Source organism: Mycobacterium branderi (assembly GCF_010728725.1).
Classification (GTDB): domain Bacteria; phylum Actinomycetota; class Actinomycetes; order Mycobacteriales; family Mycobacteriaceae; genus Mycobacterium; species Mycobacterium branderi.
Genome location: NZ_AP022606.1, coordinates 51,490 through 67,435, shown reverse-complemented (window position 1 = coordinate 67,435; position 15,946 = coordinate 51,490). Strand labels below are relative to the sequence as shown.

Below are 15,946 nucleotides of genomic sequence, written 5' to 3'. Positions count from 1 at the left end.
GGTTACACTGGCGTGCCGTGATGATCACCCTCGACCATGTCAGCAAGCAGTACAAGTCGTCGGCGCGACCAGCGCTCGACAACATCAACGTCAAGATCGACAAGGGTGAGTTCGTCTTCCTCATCGGTCCGTCCGGCTCCGGCAAGTCCACGTTCATGCGGCTGCTGCTGGGCGCCGAGAATCCCACGACCGGTGACGTGCGCGTGTCGAAGTTTCACGTCAACACGCTGCCCGGCCGCCACATCCCGAAGCTGCGTCAGGTGATCGGCTGCGTCTTCCAGGATTTCCGGCTGCTGCAGCAGAAGACGGTGTTCGAAAACGTCGCGTTCGCGTTGGAGGTCATCGGCAAGAAGCCCGACGTGATCAACCGGGTGGTGCCCGACGTGCTGGAGATGGTCGGCCTGTCCGGTAAGGCCAACCGGCTGCCGGCCGAGCTGTCCGGCGGCGAGCAGCAGCGAGTGGCGATCGCCCGTGCCTTCGTCAACCGGCCGCTGGTGCTGCTGGCCGACGAGCCCACCGGGAACCTCGACCCCGACACCAGCCAGGACATCATGGACTTGCTCGAGCGGATCAACCGCACCGGCACCACCGTGCTGATGGCCACCCACGACCACCACATCGTCGACTCGATGCGCCAGCGGGTGGTGGAGCTGTCACTGGGCCGGCTGGTGCGCGACGAGCAGCGCGGCGTCTACGGGATGGACCGCTGAGTGCGCTTCACATTCCTGCTCAACGAGGTCCTGACCGGTCTTCGTCGCAACGTCACCATGACCGTCGCGATGATCCTGACCACCGCCATCTCGATCGGTCTGTTCGGCGGCGGTCTGTTGGTCGTCCGATTGGCCGACAATTCCCGCAACATCTATCTGGACCGGGTAGAGACGCAGGTCTTCCTGACCGACGACGTGTCTGCGAACGACCCGACGTGCGACAGCGCCCCGTGTAAGGCGCTACGCGAAAAGATCGAGGCGCGTAACGACGTCAAATCGGTGCGGTTCCTCAACCGCGAGGACGCCTATCAGGACGCGATCCGCAAGTTTCCGCAATACAAAGACGTGGCCGGCAAGGATTCGTTTCCGGCCTCGTTCATTGTCAAGCTGGAAAACCCGGAGCAGCACAAGGATTTCGACGCTGCCATGCAGGGCCAGCCCGGTGTGCTCAACGTGCTCAACCAGAAGGATTTGATCGACCGGCTGTTCGCCGTGTTGGACGGGCTGTCCAATGCCGCGTTTGCTGTCGCGCTGGTGCAGGCGATCGGGGCGATCCTGTTGATCGCCAACATGGTTCAAGTGGCGGCCTATACGCGGCGTACCGAGATCGGGATCATGCGACTGGTCGGCGCCACCCGCTGGTACACGCAGCTGCCGTTCCTGGTCGAGGCGATGGTGGCGGCAACCATCGGTGTGATCATCGCCGTTATTGGCCTGATCGTGGTCCGGGCCATGTTCTTGGAGAACGCGCTCAACCAGTTCTACCAAGCCAATTTGATCGCCCGGATCGACTACGCCGACATCCTCTACATCTCGCCGTGGCTGTTCTTGGTGGGCGTGGCGATGGCCGGGCTGACGGCGTATGCAACCTTGCGCGTGTACGTGCGGCGGTAACGGTGGCCAAGAAGCCCTCTGGTGCCAAGGCAGGTGGCAGGCATGTGGTGGCGACCAACCGCAAGGCGCGGCACAACTATTCGATCCTTGAAGTGTTCGAGGCCGGGATAGTTTTGCTCGGCACTGAGGTAAAAAGCCTGCGGGAGGGCAAAGCGTCATTGGTCGACGCGTATGCCACCGTCGACGACGGCGAGGTCTGGCTCCGCAACCTGCATATTCCTGAGTATCACCACGGGACCTGGACAAATCATGAACCGCGTCGTACCCGCAAACTGCTGCTCCACAGGCGCCAAATCGATGGCCTGATCGGCAAGATACGTGATGGTAACCTCGCCCTGGTGCCGTTGTCGCTCTATTTCTCCGAGGGAAAAGTGAAGGTAGAACTCGCTTTAGCACGTGGGAAGCGGGCGCACGACAAACGTCAGGATTTGGCCCGGCGCGACGCGCAACGTGAGGTAGCGCGCGCACTGGGACGGCGCGCCAGGGGCATGAACTGATCGGCGCGGCGTACGCCCAGCTGTCCGCGGTCAGCTACGGCGTCAGCGACTTCGTCGGGGGTGTAGCTGCGCGGCGCGTGGCTGCGTTGCGCGTCATGCTGGTCTCGTATCCCGTCGCGTCCGTCTTTCTTGGCCTGCTGGCGGTCCATGCCGGCGGTCCGATTCACCCGGGCGCCATCCTGTGGGGTTCGCTGTATGGGCTCAGCCAAGCGATCGGTGTGTGGTGGTTCTACGCGGCGATGAGTTCCGGACCCATCTCGGTGGTCTCACCGTTGGCTGCGGTGCTCAACGCCGCCGTGCCGATCGCGGTCGGCGTGGCGCTCGGGGAACGACCGGGCGAGACGGCGTCGGTCGGTGTCGTGCTGGCGATGATCGCGGTGTTTCTGGTCGGCCGGGAATCGCCGGAGGACGAGGACGTCCGCACCCACCGGTTCACCCGGCGGGTGGCCTGGTTGACGGTCGGTGCCGGGGTGGCGTTCGGGCTGGACTTCGTGCTGCTGCACCAGGCGCCGGTGGAATGCCGGCTGTGGCCGCTGTTTTTCGCGCGAGCGTCGGCGAGCGTGTTGGTATTCGCCGTGGCGGCGGCCACCGGAAATTTTCAGTTGCCGACGAAGACGCCGCTGCGGCTGGCGATGACCGCCGCGGCGCTGGACACCTTCGCCAACGTCGCCATGCTGATGGCGTTGCACGCGTGGTTGCTGTCGTTGGCGAGCATGCTGATCTCGCTGTACCCCGCGGCCACCGTCGTGCTGGCCATGGTGGTGCTGCGGGAGCGAGTGACTCGCTGGCAGGCGACCGGCATGGTGCTGGCGATGGTCGCGGTGGCGATGATCACCGCTTCTTGACGCGCGTCTAGCATCAGGTGCCGTGGTCACCGAACTCGACAAATCCGACGTGCTGACGGGGCTGTTCGCGTCGTGGGATGCGCTGGACCGGTTGCTGACCGGGCTGTCGGAGGAGCAGTGGCGAAGCCCGACGCCGCTGCCCGGCTGGGACGTGCACGCGGTGATCGCGCACATCATCGGTACCGAGTCGGCACTGTCGGGGGTGCCCACGCCCGACGTCGACGTGTCGGATCTTGCGCATATTCGCAACGACTTTGGTGCGACGAACGAGTGCTGGGTGCGGTTTTTCAGCGGCGAGCCGGGCGCCGATCTGCACCAGCGGTTCCTGGCGGTGACGCGGGATCGGCGCAAACGTTTGACGGACATGTCCGACGAGGACTGGAACGCGGTGACGCCGACGCCGGCGGGGGCGGACAGCTACGGCAGGTTCATGCGGATCCGGACCTTCGACTGCTGGATGCACGAGCACGACATCCGCGAGGCGCTGGGCCTGCCGGCGTCCAAGGCGAAGCTGGCTTCGCCGGCGGCGCGGCTGGCGCTGGACGAGATGGCGGCGAGCATGGGCTACGTGGTCGGCAAACTCGGCGGAGCGCCTGACGGGTCGCGGGTTGTCATTCAGCTGACAGGGCCGCTGGCGCGGGTTATCCGGGTAGTTGTCGACGGGCGCGGGCGAGTGGTCGAGGACTTCGGTGGGTTGGAGCCGACGGCGACTCTTCGGATGGACGGGCTGCTGTTCACCCGGCTGGCCGGCGGGCGGGTGGTCGGCGCTCCGGTCGAGCTGGACGGCGACCGCGAGGTCGGCGCGCGGATCGTCGAGCACCTGAACTACGTGATCTGAGCCACCGACGCGTCGAGACTGCGGTTTCGTACGCCTGAGCCGCGTGTCGCGTACGAAACCGCAGTGTCGGCCGCGATGAGGGATGAATATTCGCTGGCTTCGTGTTGTAGACCGCGTACCATTGATTGTCCTGCCGAAAGTCGGTGGGGATGCTCGAAGACATGGGGCTGAACGGTTTCGACTTCGCGCATCGAATCAAGGGAAGCGTGCCGGTGCAGGCAAGAGACCACCGTAAGCGTCGTTGCAACTAGATAAGCGCCGATTCACATCAGCGCGACTACGCTCTCGCTGCCTAAGCGACAGCTAGTCCGTCAGACCGGGAACTCCCTCGACCCGGAGCCTGGCGTCAGCTAGAGGGATCAACCGATAGGTTCGGTCGCGGGACCTATCGGGACACCAAACAGCGACTGGGATCGCCGTCCCGGCTAGTTCGCGAGACCGGGAGATCCGAGTAAGGGCAAGGCGAACTGCGCACGGAGAAGCCTTGAGGGAATGCCGTAGGACCCGGGTTCGATTCCCGGCAGCTCCACCAAAACCGCAGGTCAAACCCTATAAAAATGGAGAATAGCAGCCGTCCACACCGCAGTCCACATTTCGGGCGTGATACGGTCCATATTCGTGGCCACAATCAGGCGCCGCCAACGCATCGACGGCAGCACCTACTGGCAAGTCCGCTACCGCGTAGACGGCCAAGAAACCTCAACCTCCCTCGACGACCCGAACGACGCCGAGGAGTTCCGCCGCCTCGTCGAAGCGGTCGGCGGTGCCCGGGCGCGGCAGGTTCACGGCATCGATCGCCCGATCCGCGGCGGCCCGACCGTGACGAAATGGCTTGAGCACCACATCGAGCACCTCTCAGGCGTCGAGCGCCGCACACCGGAGGACTATCGCAGCTACCTGCGCAACCACATCGCGCCGACGCTTGGCCACATCCCGCTCACGTCGCTGACGCGCGACGACGTCGCCCGATGGGTAGAGAAGATGCGCGACGACGGCGCGTCGGGCAAGTCCGTCGCCAACCGCCACGGCTTCCTGTCGTCGGCACTCAACGCGGCCGTCGAAGCCGGCCACATCGCCGCCAACCCCGCTGTTGGCGTGAGGCTGCCGCGCACCGAACGCGACGAGATGCGATTCCTGAGCCGCGACGAGTTCGCCGCCCTCCTAGCGGAAGTGACCGAGCCGTGGCGGCCGATGGTGCGGTTCCTCGTCGCCTCCGGCGCCCGGCTCTCCGAAGTCACCGCGCTGCGACCATACGACGTCAACCGCACAGAGCACACCGTCCGCATCAGCCGGGCATGGAAACGCGGAGGCGGCGGCTACCACCTCGGGGCGCCGAAAACCAAGCGGTCGGTGCGCACCATCGACGTCCCGGCCTCCGTGCTCGACGACCTCGACTACAGCGGCGAGTGGCTGTTCACCAACCCCGGCCGCGGCCGGCGCGCGCCGCAGGCGGCCCGGTCCGGGCGCCGAACTTCCGCGCCAACGTGTGGTGGCCGGCCGTCGAGCGGGCTCAGCTCGCACCGCCACGGCCGCGCATCCACGACCTGCGGCACACGTGCGCGTCATGGATGATCACCGCCGGGGTTCCGCTGCCGGTGATCCAGCGCCACCTAGGCCACGAGTCGATCAAAACAACCATCGACCTGTACGGGCACCTGGACCGCAGCAGCGCCCCAAGCCGCAGCGGATGCGATCGGGAGACTGCTGGGCCCAACCGCGTGATCAGCTATCTACCGGCACTGGCCGACAAAACTCCGCATGTTCGCCGACAAAGGTGCGCCCCCGCGGGGGCCGCTTCGGTCGTCAGCTTCCCCCCGTGCCGCTTATTCAACACGTGGACTACACCGACATCAATGTGTTGCGCCGCGAACTGCTGGACCGTCTCGACCAGCATCCGTTCATGTCGTGGCCGGAACCACTGCTACGTGCCCTCATCGCGGTCTTCGATGTGTGGTATGCCAGCGCGCCACCGCCGGAACCGGTCGGCAAGCCCAGACTCCACATCGTCCGATGATCCCGCCGGCGACGCCGCGCCACCCGGACGGTCACAATCAGGCGGTAAATCAGCCATTCGCTGAGCTAGCTGGTCCAGCAGCCATTGAGTTTGCTTGCCTGTGTCGCTCAATTGTTCGACAGCGGTCTTTGTGATGGCTTGGTCGAGCTGTTTCCACCGCGCGGACAACTCGGCATCATGAAGTCTCTCCACCAAATCAGCGAACGCCACAGCCGTTCTCAGCAGCTGCTCCACAGTGGCGAGGTCGGGCCCACCCGCAAGTTCAGAACGTGCACGAAAACCATAACGACGCCCCGGAGCTGCCTCCAGTTCCTCGACAGGAGACGGCTCGCCGCCGGCGAGGATGTCGGTGATGCTGCCGGGGCGCCACTTCAGAGCGAGTTCAATCTGCGCGATCGTTCCCGCTGAGTAGTTGGTTCGTCGCGCGTTCTCGATGTCTCCGAGCATCCGCGGCGTCAAGCCCGTCCTCTCGGCCAGGGACTTCGTCGTCTTCATCCCGAGTTCGATGCGTCGCTGAACGATGTGCGCACCCACCCGTTTCCATTCCGCGCCGGTCATACCCCCCATCGTGAGGGAAACATTGAGAAACATCTAGTAGCTGATCTACGCGAGATACCACTCAAGACCGGAAACACACGCCGGAAACTACAGGATTGCACTTCCGCTCTGACCAGCATGAATAGGAGCGACACGGAATCGTTTCCACCGAGTTCTTGACATAGTTCCAATCGGTTCCTACCGTTGGTCGGCATGGAGCGGAACGACGATCCGGTGAGGACCGGGGCCACAATCAAGGCACTCCGAGAGGCATACGGCTGGAAACTAGGCAAGTTCGCCGTCGCCATCGGAACAACACACCCGCACCTGTCCAACATTGAGGCCGGCCGTAAGCGGTGCACCCCGGAGATGGCCCGCAAGATCGCCGATACCCTCGGCGTCCCGCTCGCCGCCATCACGACCAGCTTCACAGCCGAAGAGGTTGCGTGATGAGCGCCGACTACTACGGCGACCCGCTGGGCGTAGGAGACGGGCCGCGCCAGGGGCAGAGATTCGGGCTCACACCTCTGGCGCGGCCCACCCCGAAGGCGGTGCCAGATGAGCATCCGCATGCCTGAGTCCACGCCGCCGACCGGCTACTTCGCCGCGCTGGAAAAGACGCAGCCTGGCGCATCGCCGTTCGACCGCATCCGCCGCGTCCGCCTAGACGGCTCCGAGTACTGGTCGGCTCGCGACTTGATGCCACTCATGGGCTACAGCGCGTGGCGCAACTTCGGCGTACCGCTTCAGCGCGCCATGATGACCGCGCAGAACCAAGGACACGACGTGCAGCGCCACTTTGCGCGATCCCGCAAAGTCGCAGCGTCGGGGCCTGATGCCGAAGATTGCGAGCTGTCCCGCTTCGCCGCCTACCTCGTGGCGATGAACGGCGACCCGAACAAGCCCGAAGTCGCCGCCGCACAGGCGTATTTCGCGATCCGAACCCGCGAGGCCGAGACGGTCACGCCCGCACTTTCCGGCCCCGAACTGCTGGCCCACGCCGTCATCGAGGCCCAGAAGATGCTCGCCGCCAAGGACGAACGGATCGCCGAGCTCGAGCCCAAGGCCGAGTTCTACGACGCGCTGATGGAAGCCGACGGCACCTACCCATGCTCGCGGCGTCGAAGATCCTCGGCTGGGGCCGCAACGTCATGATGCGCGAACTGCGCAGAGCCGGCGTGCTGCAGGGCAACAACCTGCCCTACCAGCGCTACGCGCACCACTTCAAAGTCGTGCCAGGAACCTACACGCACCCCAAAACCGGGGAGCAGATACCCACGGCCACAACCTATGTTCGGCCGCCCGGGTTGGAGTTCCTGCGCAAGTGGGTGTGGGAGCTGGCCGCGGAGGGATTCGACGCATGAGCGGCGATTTCTGGTGGACGTTGGCCGCGGTGGCGCCGTACGGGCTGTTGATTGTTTTCTTGCTGGGGGTTTCGCGGTGAAAACGTATTCGCTGGCTGAGGTGGCGGCGATGGTGCTGCCGCCGGAGTGGAAGGACTCCGAGCGCTGGTTGCAGCGGCGTTTGCGGCGCGGGTTGATCGGCGGCTACAAGGTCGGCCACACGTGGCGGATGACTCAAGACGACGTCGATGACCTGATCGCTAAGCACCGCAACACCACTGTTCGGGCTGAGCGGCCGTCGAGACAGTTGTCTTTTACTCCGACGTCGCGCCGGAAGCTAAGGAGCGCGTCGTGATTGATGTTTTGACTGCTGTTGCCGCGCTGCTGGCCGCGTTGGCGTCGTTGATCGGGTTCGAGTGGCTGCGGAGAACATCGTGACCGGTGAGCGCCTGGCTGGTTTAGATGCGTTGGCGTTGACGGCTGACGAATGTCGAATCCTGGCGGCGGTGTTCGGGTTTCGTGACACGGCTGAGTTCCAGGTGTTTGCGCGCCGCCAGCAAGGCAAGCATGCGCGACGCCAACTAGTGAGGAGGATGAGGTGACTACGCAACGCACCGTTGTGCTGGAGCATTCTATCGCTAGCGTGGTGGCGCAGGTCGATGAGCTGCGCGCCGAAAACGACTCGGTGCGTGAGGCGTTCGCCGCTGCGGTCGGCTACTACAGCTGCCCGTGTGGGGCCCAGTTCGAGTTCGCTGAGGATTCGACGCTGGAGGAGTATGCGGCGCTCAACCGCTGGCTCGGCCGCCACTACGGCGCCTGCGCCGACCAGCTCGCGGCAGACAACGCACGGCTGGAAAACCAGCTCGCGACCGCCCGGGCGCTTCGGGACGCGGATCGGATGGCGCCATGAGCGCTCTTCTCGACAGCTTGATTGCGCAGTGGCGCCGCTGCGGCGGCGACAAATGCCGGCTGGCCGAACGCGGCAAATGCCCGCGCTGCAAGCGGGGGATGCGAATCACGTTGGCGCGCACCAAGGAGGCGGCGTGAAAGCCCTGTTGACGTTCCCGTTCGCTCTCGGCCGCGAGTTGTTACGCGGTGTCGGCATGGGATTGGACGTTTGCTGCCCGCGCGAAACGCTGCCCAGCTACGACGAACTGCTGGCTGTGCAGAGCGCGCTCGATCGACTCGACGCCCTCGTCGCCGAAATCCGAGACCTTGCCGATTCTTCCGCTGCGCCGGTGACGCCTCCCGATGCTGCAGCGGAACGCCCCGCCGGAGAGATCGCCAGCGCTGACACTCCCGGCGCTGCTCCGGCGGGGCATCCAAACCTCCTGCGCGCCGCAGCGCACCAGTTGCGCGATTGGGCCGCCGACGCCGGATGCGGTGCGCCGCACTACTGCCGGTCGCTGTCCAAGCAGCTCGAGGACGCGGCAGAACAGATCGTCCACCACAGTAAATCGCCCCCGGCCGGGTCCACGGCCGAGGGCGCCGACAACAGGAAGGGATGATTCCCAATGTCAGACAGCAGCTTAGCAAGACCGCCCGCACAGGACGACCACCTGGCCGTGCTGCTCGACTTCACCGAAATCGTCTGGCACGAAACAGACGCCACACCAAGGGATTTGAACCCGTCGTGGTCGCAGATGCTCGACGCAGCACTCGACTACGTGCGCGACGACGCGCGCTGGGCGGTGCCAGCGTGACGGACCGTTGGCTACCCGTTGTCGGCTATGAAGGCTTCTACGAAGTTAGTAGCGATGGCCGCGTTCGCAGTTTGAAGCGGCGCTTCCGGATTTTGAAGCAGGCTGTCCATCCTAGGGGTGGTTATCGACAGGTCACCTTGGCTAAGAACGGCCATCACCGCACACACAAGGTGCACAGACTCGTCCTTGAGGCGTTCGTGGGCCCTTGTCCACCAGGGTTTGTTGGCTGCCATAACGACGGCGACACGTCGAACAACCGTGCAGACAATCTGCGATGGGACAGCCCCTCTACGAACAACTTCGACCTGGTTCGACATGGCACACATGCGAATGCAAACAAGACGCATTGCCCCGCTGGCCATCCCTACGACGACGAGAACACACTCAGGCTGCGACACGCCCCGAAGGCGCGGCGTTGCCGAATCTGTTATGAGCGTCAGCAAGCCGAACACGCTGAGCGTAAACGCATCGGCCGTCGGAAGCTGAAGGCTGCCTCATGATTCAGCTGAATTGCCCGGTTTGCTGGCGCGTTGTCGGGGCCTCTGATGGCATAGTGAAAGCTCATGTGGACACGGCGTTTATGCCATGCCCGATGTCGCGCCGTCCCGTGCCGCCGAGTTCGCTACGCCAGGCCGAGCTGGAGGAATCAGCGGCGCATGTGATGCGGCTTGCCGCCGAGCTGCGCGACGACCTCGACGCCTTCCACAACGTGCTGGCCGACGCCACCAACGCGCAGCTGCGCGAATGGCTCGTCATCGCCTTGGCCGCGGTTGACGTCGACCGACCGATGAGCGAACTGCTGGCCTGGGTCGAGGGTCTGCGCGGCGACGTCGAGGCTGTCGCATGATTGCGGAGACTGTGCTCGTCTGCGCCGCTGCGGTGGTGGTGCTCGTGGCGAATGTGATCGCGTTGCGGCGTCGATGGCGCCCACGCCGGGCCGGCCTCCCAGCTCCGGGGTACACGCTCGACGACGTAGTCGCGATGCGGCAACGGCTCTGGGATGAGCGTGAACGCCGACACGTCAAGACCACGATCGTCTACGACGAGCACGGAGAGCCTGTCGCCGGTTTCGACAGCCGGGGCCTGGGGGCCGTCTGCGACTTCGAAACGGGTGAACCAGAGTGAGCGGGGTCGTGATCGAACCAGGTTCGCCGGAGTGGCATCGGATCATCACGTCGTCGAAGGTGGCGGCCATCCTTGGTGTTTCGCGCTGGGAGTCGCCATACAGGCTGTGGCATCGCATGAAGGGACTCGTTGACCCCGAGCCGCCAAAGGATATCTTCGACGTGGGCCACGACTTCGAGCCGGCGATGGCGGCGATGTGGAAGCGCCGCAACCCGGGTTGGCAGCTCGCCCGGCGAGGTTCAGATAGTCGCTGACGCCAAGTTCGGCTATCCGGCCGCGGCGACGTTGGACCGCCGCGGTCGGCGCGGTCGGGCCCGCAGGGTCGTGGAGTTCAAAACCGCGCGCCGCCTGGAGGATTGGGGAGATTTCGGCACCGATCAGGCGCCGGCCGACTATGTCGCGCAGGTGCTCGCGCTGATGGCGTTCACCGGCTACACCAAGCACCCGGCGCACCTGATGGTGTTGGGCCCGTATTTCGAGGCGCACACCTACGTCATCGAATACGACGAGCAGGTCGTGGCGATGATGCACAAGCGCTGCAGCGAGTTCTGGCATTCCCTGAAGGGCAGTGAGCCGCCGGATCTCGACGACTCCGTGCCAACTTACGAGTGCGTGCGCAAGCTCCACCCCGAAATCAACCCCGGCGAGACGGTCCAAGTCGACCCCGACGATGCGCTGGCTCTGCTCAGAGCATCGGCCCTTGGCAAGAGCATGGAAACCCGGCTTCGGGGAATGAAGACCCGGCTGCTGGACCAGATGGGCAACGCACAATACGCCTGCGTCGGCGAGCTCCGCATCGCCGACCGCCGCCAACACGCCAAAGGCAGTGTGGCGCTCAACCTTTCCGTCAAAAACCTGCCCGAACTGGAGGAACTGATCGCATGACCACAGCTCACGCCCCCGCCCTGGCCGACCAGGCCAGCACCGAACTCGCCATCGCCGGCGGCCAAACCGGTTTCACCGAAACCCAGGTCGCCGCGCTGCGGCAGATCGGAATCGAGGACGCCACCGACGCCGACCTGCAGGTGTTCTTCCACCACTGCCGGCGCACCGGCCTGGACCCGTTCGCCCGCCAGATCTACATGATCGGCCGCGAAACCGACGTCAACGTCCGAGTGCAACTCGACAACGGCAACACCCGTATCGAGAAGCAGCGGGTGATGAAGTACACGATCCAGACCGGAATTGAGGGCTATCGCGTCATCGGCAAGCGCGCCGCCCGCCGCGAAGGCGTCGTGGTTTCCAACGACGACCCGCTGTGGTGCGGCAAAGACGGTGTGTGGCGCGACTTTTGGCCGAAGTCAGAAGGCAAGCCAGTCGCCGCGAAGTACACCATCCGCGTCGACGGCGCGCCCAACACCGCGACGGTCATGTTCGAGGAATTCGCCCAGTACACCAAGAACGGCGAGCTCAACTCGATGTGGAACAAGATGTCGGCCAACCAGCTCGCCAAATGCGCTGAGGCGCAGGCATGGAAGAAGGCTTTCCCGGCCGACTTCTCCGACATCATCCTCGAAGGCACCGACCAAGGACAGGTCATCGACAGCGACGGCGCGCCGGTCCGCGTACCCAGCCAGCGCCGCGGCGTCGACGGCCTACGCGCCGCGCTGGGCGCCGATGATGCCGCTCCTGGTCAGGACGGCGGTAACGACGCGAGTCAGGACGCTGAGCCGTCGTCGGGCGCCACTCTTCCCCCCGACTCGCGTGACCAGGACCAAACCGGCATGTCAGACGTTGCGCGCCGCAAGTGGTTGAACCGCATGTTCGCTCTGCTGTCCGAAGGCGACTGCAACGACCGCCAGGACCAGCTCATCGTCATCGCCGCGCTGGCCGGCCTGCCGGTCGGGGAGATCGAGCACCGAGACGCCATCAGCGACGACGAGCTGCGCGCCGTCGTCAACCAGATGAACGCCTGGAACAAGGCAGGCGTCCTCGGCCAGCAGATCACCGAAATCCTCAACGCCGCAACACTCGCCGCGGAAGAGGACACCACCACCGAAGGGAACGCCGATGCCTGAAACACCCAACACCCCAGATGAATTCGCCGCCGTGCTGCTCCAGCACGCGAAAGGCCGCGCCCACGATGAGGCGTCGGAGAAGATGCGCGAGGCCGTCGAAGCGGTGAAGCGCACCGGCAAGGACGCCAAGGTGATCGTCGAGCTCGCAATCAAGCCGGTTCCCAAGATTCCCAACGCATTCCGCATCGAGGACAAGGTGACCGCGAAGATCCCCGATGACCCGCGCACGTCGATGTGGTTCGCCGACGAACAGGGCGGCCTGCACCGCAACGACCCCAACCAAGGCTCCCTGTGGGAACCCGCCGACAACAAGACCGCCGCCGCAGATAACTGAAAGGACCGCCATGACCGACAACGGCCCCACCATTATTCAGCACTCGCGTGACCAGCAGCAGATCGTCATTGTTCGCAAGCCGGATGAACCCCGCGTCTCATGGGCTGTCGGGACCACGGCCGAGCATGGCATGCAGGTCTACGAAATCGTCGCCCGTGAAGACCTGCTGCCGAACCCGTACCGCGTCAGCGGAACCCGCACCGTCGCCGAGCTCGACTCGTTCCTCGACGAGCTGGAACGCCGGCCACTTGCCAGCGAAGGCACCCTGTGGGGTAACGCGCAGCGCGGCCGACTCACCGCCATCTACAACGACCACCGCGGCGACACCGCGGGCTGGCGTGACGACCGCCTCGAACTCCAACTCGCCGCCGACGAGGACTGGACGGCCTGGCACGCCTTGTCGGGCAAGTACTTCCGGCAGGAGGAATTCGGCGACAAGGTCGAGGAACTGCTGCACACTGTCACCAGCCCCGACCAAGCTGAACTACTCGAAGTCATCGACAGCGTCCGCGCCTCGAGCAAAGGCGAATTCGAGTCAGGCATCGAACGCGCCAACGGCGGTCAACGACTCGTCTACAAGCAAGAACACACCGTCAAAGCCGGCCGCACAGGACAACTCGAAGTACCGCAAATCATCGGCCTCGAGCTGCGCCCGTGGGAAGGCCACCACGAAACCTACCCCGTAGACGGCTATTTCCGGGTCCGTGTCTCCGACGGCGACCTGTTCCTGGCGATCAAGCTCAAGCCCACCCGGCAGATCCTGCGCAAAGCCTGGTTCGACCTGGCCGCGAAGGTCATCGAGCAGACTGGCAAGCCTGTCTACGCGCAGCCGTGACAAACCCAACCGTCAAACTTCGCAAGTGCGCAGAGTGCGGCCGGCCGACGGCCGCACCTGTGCAACGCGGCGACGTCTGCTACTGCCAGAAACACGCCGCCACGGCGCCTGACATGGTGAACCACCCGCCGCACTACACACGCGGGCCGCGGATCAAAGCGGCGACGACTGGCGGCGCCAGAGTCGTCGAGTGCATCGAAGTCATCCGCCACATCAGCGACTTTCGGCTCGCAACAGCCATGAAATACATCTGGCGCGTCGCTTTCGGCGGCAAAGCAAACGACCGCGAAGACATCGAAAAAGCCTGCTGGTACCTGCGTGACTGGCTCGACAACCCGACCAGCGAGACGCCATGAGCCGACCCCTGTTCGACCAGCTCGGCGACCGCAACAGCGACATCGTCCAAGCTGCGCTCACCCGCAAATGCGAACAATGCGGCGCCCTGCCAGGCGACGACTGCACAAACCTGCCCATCAACGGACACCCCCTACACGGCCGCATAGTCCACTACGGGAGATCCACCGCATGACACTCGACCGCGTGCTCGATGCCCGCACCCGCGCCGGCCTCCCACCAACCCCGCCATGCTCCACATGCGGCGCGCCCGCCATCGGCTACATCTCCTGGCGCGACGGGCATTTCGCCGCCTGGTGCCGCAACCACATCGACACACCGCAACAAACAAGCCTCATGGATGGCGCATCATGACCGCTCAACTCGCCCTCCCAAGCTGCGTACTGCCCGGCTGCCGGAACCCTGTCGGCCAGGTTGGTGAGCCATGCGGCGAATGCCTACGCGCGTTCGGGCCGATACTGCGCCAAAACCCCAACGCGCCACCACTGACGGCCGAAGAAATCGCCGAACGCGACTCCTACGTCGACTGCGCCTACGCGCTGCAGCGGATGATCAGGGAGGGCCGCTGATGCCGATCCGCCCCGAGAACCGCGGCGGCTTAAGCGTTCCGCTTCGCGATGTGCTCTCGCCATCGGAATACCGATCGGTGGAGACGCTCCGCGCCGGCCAGCTTGGAGACCCAGCACGGTTCTATGGACTGTGGGAAGGTGTCGTCGCACGACACACTGGCGGCCGGCTCACGCCAACAGGACACGGCTGGGACGTGCAGCTCGGCAGCATCCGCGTCGAGGTTAAATTCGCCGCCGAATGCATAATGCGATTCGGCCAAGGCGCTCGCCAGGTGTTCCGGTTCGTCTCACTGCGCGGGAGCTCCCGCAGCAATGCGTCGACCGTCGTAGTCCTGATCGGCCTCGACCGACGCGACCTCATCCACGCCTGGGTCATCCCAACCGCGGTGATCGGTGATACGGACGCCTGCACGCTGAACAACCCGGACCGCGCAGTAGGCGATAGCCGCTCCCGATTCTCTCCGTATCGCGTGCCATTCGACCAACTACTGCCCGAAATCCTGAGCGCCCACCGCGAGCATCACGCACAGACCGCCCAGCGCACGCGCACCGCTGCGCTCGAAGCCCAGATGGACGCGCTGTTCGAGGTAGGTAGTGCCTGATGCCTGAATGCGCGCTGTGCCTGCACTACGAGAGCGAGCACACACCGGCCGACATCGACCCCGGCCGGCGCTGCCGAGCTCGCGAATACGCGACCAAATTCGGGCATGTCGATTGCGACTGCCCGGGATACGAGCCTGGCGACGACGAAGAGATGGAGGGAGTCTGTGGCTAACTCGGCTGGGATGCTGAAGGAGTCGATCTGGCGCGACAAGGATTGGCGCCTGCTGCCGCGCACCGCGCAGGCCACCTATGTGCAGTTGATCAGTCAGAAGGAGCTCGACCGCGCCGGCATACAGCCGCTGCAGGTCGCGAAGTGGGCGAAGGGCTGCAACGACCTAACCGCTGAGGATCTGTGCGCGGATCTGAAGGTGCTCGAGCAGCACAGGTTTGTGTTCGTCGACGAGGACACCGACGAGTTGTTCGTTCGCTCGTATATGCGGCACTGCGACGTTGCGCGGTATCCGAACATTCTCAAGAACGCGTTGCGCTGCGCCCGCATGGTGGCGTCGGAGAAGCTGCGTCACGAGCTCGCTGGCGAGCTGCGCCGGCTGCATAAGGCTGACGCTGACCAGGTTGCAGACGCGATCGATCCACCCGGTTTTGAGCCCGATTTTGATGAACCTCAACTGAACGGTTCCGAAACCCTGCCGAACCCTTCCGAAACCCTCCCGCAAACGGTTCCGGCAACGGTTCCTGAACGGTTGAACGGTTCCGAAACCCCAACGGA

The 15,946-nt window shown here is 64.7% G+C and carries 31 protein-coding genes and 1 other RNA gene; 31 read left to right on the top strand and 1 reads right to left on the bottom strand.

Going from position 1 to position 15,946, the window contains the following annotated elements; translation table 11 throughout:
- Positions 1-20: 20 nt before the first annotated feature.
- From ftsE to G6N47_RS29110, 31 genes are all read left to right on the top strand, one after another.
- On the top strand, positions 21-710 hold the full coding sequence (gene ftsE / locus G6N47_RS00535) for a cell division ATP-binding protein FtsE (RefSeq protein ID WP_083129715.1): 690 nt from the start codon (positions 21-23) through the stop codon (positions 708-710).
- Complete coding sequence (ftsX, locus tag G6N47_RS00530) at positions 711-1,604, top strand: permease-like cell division protein FtsX (RefSeq protein ID WP_083129714.1); 894 nt, start codon at positions 711-713, stop codon at positions 1,602-1,604.
- Between the two features lie 2 nt (positions 1,605-1,606).
- Positions 1,607-2,101, top strand: a complete 495-nt coding sequence (smpB, locus tag G6N47_RS00525) for an SsrA-binding protein SmpB (RefSeq protein ID WP_083129713.1) — start codon at positions 1,607-1,609, stop codon at positions 2,099-2,101.
- Positions 2,098-2,946: an EamA family transporter gene (locus G6N47_RS00520; protein WP_083129712.1), complete on the top strand. Its 849-nt coding sequence runs from the start codon at positions 2,098-2,100 to the stop codon at positions 2,944-2,946. The genes smpB and G6N47_RS00520 overlap by 4 nt, the downstream gene beginning before the upstream one ends.
- Before the next feature lie 22 nt (positions 2,947-2,968).
- A complete protein-coding gene (locus tag G6N47_RS00515) occupies positions 2,969-3,784 on the top strand; it encodes a maleylpyruvate isomerase family mycothiol-dependent enzyme (RefSeq protein WP_139799292.1) in 816 nt (271 codons plus the stop codon).
- 163 nt (positions 3,785-3,947) lie between these two features.
- Positions 3,948-4,316, top strand: a transfer-messenger RNA (tmRNA) gene (ssrA, locus tag G6N47_RS00510).
- An 86-nt stretch (positions 4,317-4,402) separates the two neighbouring features.
- Positions 4,403-5,356, top strand: coding sequence for a tyrosine-type recombinase/integrase (locus G6N47_RS00505; RefSeq protein ID WP_332108265.1), 954 nt, complete (start codon positions 4,403-4,405; stop codon positions 5,354-5,356).
- Positions 5,269-5,862 carry a tyrosine-type recombinase/integrase gene (locus tag G6N47_RS30125; protein ID WP_332108264.1) on the top strand — a complete coding sequence of 198 codons (594 nt, stop codon included), beginning with the start codon at positions 5,269-5,271 and terminating at the stop codon, positions 5,860-5,862. Before G6N47_RS00505 ends, G6N47_RS30125 begins: the two co-directional genes overlap by 88 nt.
- A 686-nt stretch (positions 5,863-6,548) precedes the next feature.
- Positions 6,549-6,785 carry a helix-turn-helix domain-containing protein gene (locus G6N47_RS00495; RefSeq protein ID WP_083129709.1) on the top strand — a complete coding sequence of 79 codons (237 nt, stop codon included), beginning with the start codon at positions 6,549-6,551 and terminating at the stop codon, positions 6,783-6,785.
- Positions 6,785-6,913 (top strand): hypothetical protein, encoded by a 129-nt coding sequence (locus tag G6N47_RS30030; RefSeq protein ID WP_269476092.1) that lies wholly within the window; start codon positions 6,785-6,787, stop codon positions 6,911-6,913. Before G6N47_RS00495 ends, G6N47_RS30030 begins: the two co-directional genes overlap by 1 nt.
- Positions 6,894-7,490 (top strand): BRO family protein, encoded by a 597-nt coding sequence (locus G6N47_RS00490; RefSeq protein ID WP_163659496.1) that lies wholly within the window; start codon positions 6,894-6,896, stop codon positions 7,488-7,490. Before G6N47_RS30030 ends, G6N47_RS00490 begins: the two co-directional genes overlap by 20 nt.
- The gene (locus G6N47_RS00485; RefSeq protein WP_163659494.1) at positions 7,445-7,699 is read left to right on the top strand and encodes a phage antirepressor KilAC domain-containing protein; all 255 of its coding nucleotides are present in this window, start codon (positions 7,445-7,447) and stop codon (positions 7,697-7,699) included. The genes G6N47_RS00490 and G6N47_RS00485 overlap by 46 nt, the downstream gene beginning before the upstream one ends.
- 76 nt (positions 7,700-7,775) lie before the next feature.
- The gene (locus G6N47_RS00480) at positions 7,776-8,033 is read left to right on the top strand and encodes a helix-turn-helix domain-containing protein (RefSeq protein ID WP_197945461.1); all 258 of its coding nucleotides are present in this window, start codon (positions 7,776-7,778) and stop codon (positions 8,031-8,033) included.
- A 243-nt stretch (positions 8,034-8,276) separates the two neighbouring features.
- Positions 8,277-8,588: a hypothetical protein gene (locus tag G6N47_RS00475; protein ID WP_083129706.1), complete on the top strand. Its 312-nt coding sequence runs from the start codon at positions 8,277-8,279 to the stop codon at positions 8,586-8,588.
- Positions 8,585-8,725 (top strand): hypothetical protein, encoded by a 141-nt coding sequence (locus G6N47_RS00470; protein WP_163659467.1) that lies wholly within the window; start codon positions 8,585-8,587, stop codon positions 8,723-8,725. The genes G6N47_RS00475 and G6N47_RS00470 overlap by 4 nt, the downstream gene beginning before the upstream one ends.
- Positions 8,722-9,186, top strand: coding sequence for a hypothetical protein (locus G6N47_RS00465; RefSeq protein WP_163659492.1), 465 nt, complete (start codon positions 8,722-8,724; stop codon positions 9,184-9,186). Before G6N47_RS00470 ends, G6N47_RS00465 begins: the two co-directional genes overlap by 4 nt.
- Positions 9,187-9,192: 6 nt before the next feature.
- Positions 9,193-9,381, top strand: a complete 189-nt coding sequence (locus G6N47_RS00460) for a hypothetical protein (protein WP_163659465.1) — start codon at positions 9,193-9,195, stop codon at positions 9,379-9,381.
- The gene (locus G6N47_RS30245; protein ID WP_372517489.1) at positions 9,312-9,881 is read left to right on the top strand and encodes an NUMOD4 motif-containing HNH endonuclease; all 570 of its coding nucleotides are present in this window, start codon (positions 9,312-9,314) and stop codon (positions 9,879-9,881) included. Before G6N47_RS00460 ends, G6N47_RS30245 begins: the two co-directional genes overlap by 70 nt.
- On the top strand, positions 9,878-10,228 hold the full coding sequence (locus G6N47_RS00450) for a DUF7368 family protein (protein WP_428839051.1): 351 nt from the start codon (positions 9,878-9,880) through the stop codon (positions 10,226-10,228). The genes G6N47_RS30245 and G6N47_RS00450 overlap by 4 nt, the downstream gene beginning before the upstream one ends.
- A complete protein-coding gene (locus tag G6N47_RS00445; protein WP_083129702.1) occupies positions 10,225-10,506 on the top strand; it encodes a hypothetical protein in 282 nt (93 codons plus the stop codon). Before G6N47_RS00450 ends, G6N47_RS00445 begins: the two co-directional genes overlap by 4 nt.
- Before the next feature lie 8 nt (positions 10,507-10,514).
- On the top strand, positions 10,515-10,760 hold the full coding sequence (locus tag G6N47_RS29485) for a YqaJ viral recombinase family protein (protein ID WP_232080085.1): 246 nt from the start codon (positions 10,515-10,517) through the stop codon (positions 10,758-10,760).
- A 70-nt stretch (positions 10,761-10,830) separates the two neighbouring features.
- Positions 10,831-11,391 carry a PDDEXK family nuclease gene (locus tag G6N47_RS29480; RefSeq protein ID WP_232080084.1) on the top strand — a complete coding sequence of 187 codons (561 nt, stop codon included), beginning with the start codon at positions 10,831-10,833 and terminating at the stop codon, positions 11,389-11,391.
- Entirely contained in the window at positions 11,388-12,524 is a 1,137-nt protein-coding gene (locus tag G6N47_RS00435; RefSeq protein ID WP_083129700.1) for a recombinase RecT, read from the top strand. Before G6N47_RS29480 ends, G6N47_RS00435 begins: the two co-directional genes overlap by 4 nt.
- Positions 12,517-12,858 (top strand): hypothetical protein, encoded by a 342-nt coding sequence (locus tag G6N47_RS00430; RefSeq protein WP_139799291.1) that lies wholly within the window; start codon positions 12,517-12,519, stop codon positions 12,856-12,858. The genes G6N47_RS00435 and G6N47_RS00430 overlap by 8 nt, the downstream gene beginning before the upstream one ends.
- A 10-nt stretch (positions 12,859-12,868) precedes the next feature.
- Entirely contained in the window at positions 12,869-13,693 is an 825-nt protein-coding gene (locus tag G6N47_RS00425) for a DUF2303 family protein (protein WP_163659461.1), read from the top strand.
- Positions 13,694-13,806: 113 nt separating this feature from the next.
- On the top strand, positions 13,807-14,049 hold the full coding sequence (locus G6N47_RS00420) for a DUF3310 domain-containing protein (protein ID WP_139799360.1): 243 nt from the start codon (positions 13,807-13,809) through the stop codon (positions 14,047-14,049).
- The gene (locus G6N47_RS00415; protein ID WP_163659490.1) at positions 14,046-14,222 is read left to right on the top strand and encodes a zinc finger domain-containing protein; all 177 of its coding nucleotides are present in this window, start codon (positions 14,046-14,048) and stop codon (positions 14,220-14,222) included. The genes G6N47_RS00420 and G6N47_RS00415 overlap by 4 nt, the downstream gene beginning before the upstream one ends.
- Positions 14,219-14,401: a hypothetical protein gene (locus G6N47_RS00410; protein WP_163659459.1), complete on the top strand. Its 183-nt coding sequence runs from the start codon at positions 14,219-14,221 to the stop codon at positions 14,399-14,401. The genes G6N47_RS00415 and G6N47_RS00410 overlap by 4 nt, the downstream gene beginning before the upstream one ends.
- Entirely contained in the window at positions 14,398-14,616 is a 219-nt protein-coding gene (locus G6N47_RS00405) for a hypothetical protein (RefSeq protein ID WP_083129697.1), read from the top strand. Before G6N47_RS00410 ends, G6N47_RS00405 begins: the two co-directional genes overlap by 4 nt.
- Positions 14,616-15,218, top strand: coding sequence for a hypothetical protein (locus G6N47_RS00400; RefSeq protein WP_083129696.1), 603 nt, complete (start codon positions 14,616-14,618; stop codon positions 15,216-15,218). Before G6N47_RS00405 ends, G6N47_RS00400 begins: the two co-directional genes overlap by 1 nt.
- Positions 15,218-15,391 carry a hypothetical protein gene (locus G6N47_RS29110; protein ID WP_169717227.1) on the top strand — a complete coding sequence of 58 codons (174 nt, stop codon included), beginning with the start codon at positions 15,218-15,220 and terminating at the stop codon, positions 15,389-15,391. Before G6N47_RS00400 ends, G6N47_RS29110 begins: the two co-directional genes overlap by 1 nt.
- 163 nt (positions 15,392-15,554) lie before the next feature.
- Here G6N47_RS29110 and G6N47_RS29475 read toward each other — a convergent pair whose 3' ends face one another.
- A complete protein-coding gene (locus G6N47_RS29475) occupies positions 15,555-15,773 on the bottom strand; it encodes a hypothetical protein (protein WP_232080083.1) in 219 nt (72 codons plus the stop codon).
- Between the last annotated feature and the right edge of the window lie 173 nt (positions 15,774-15,946).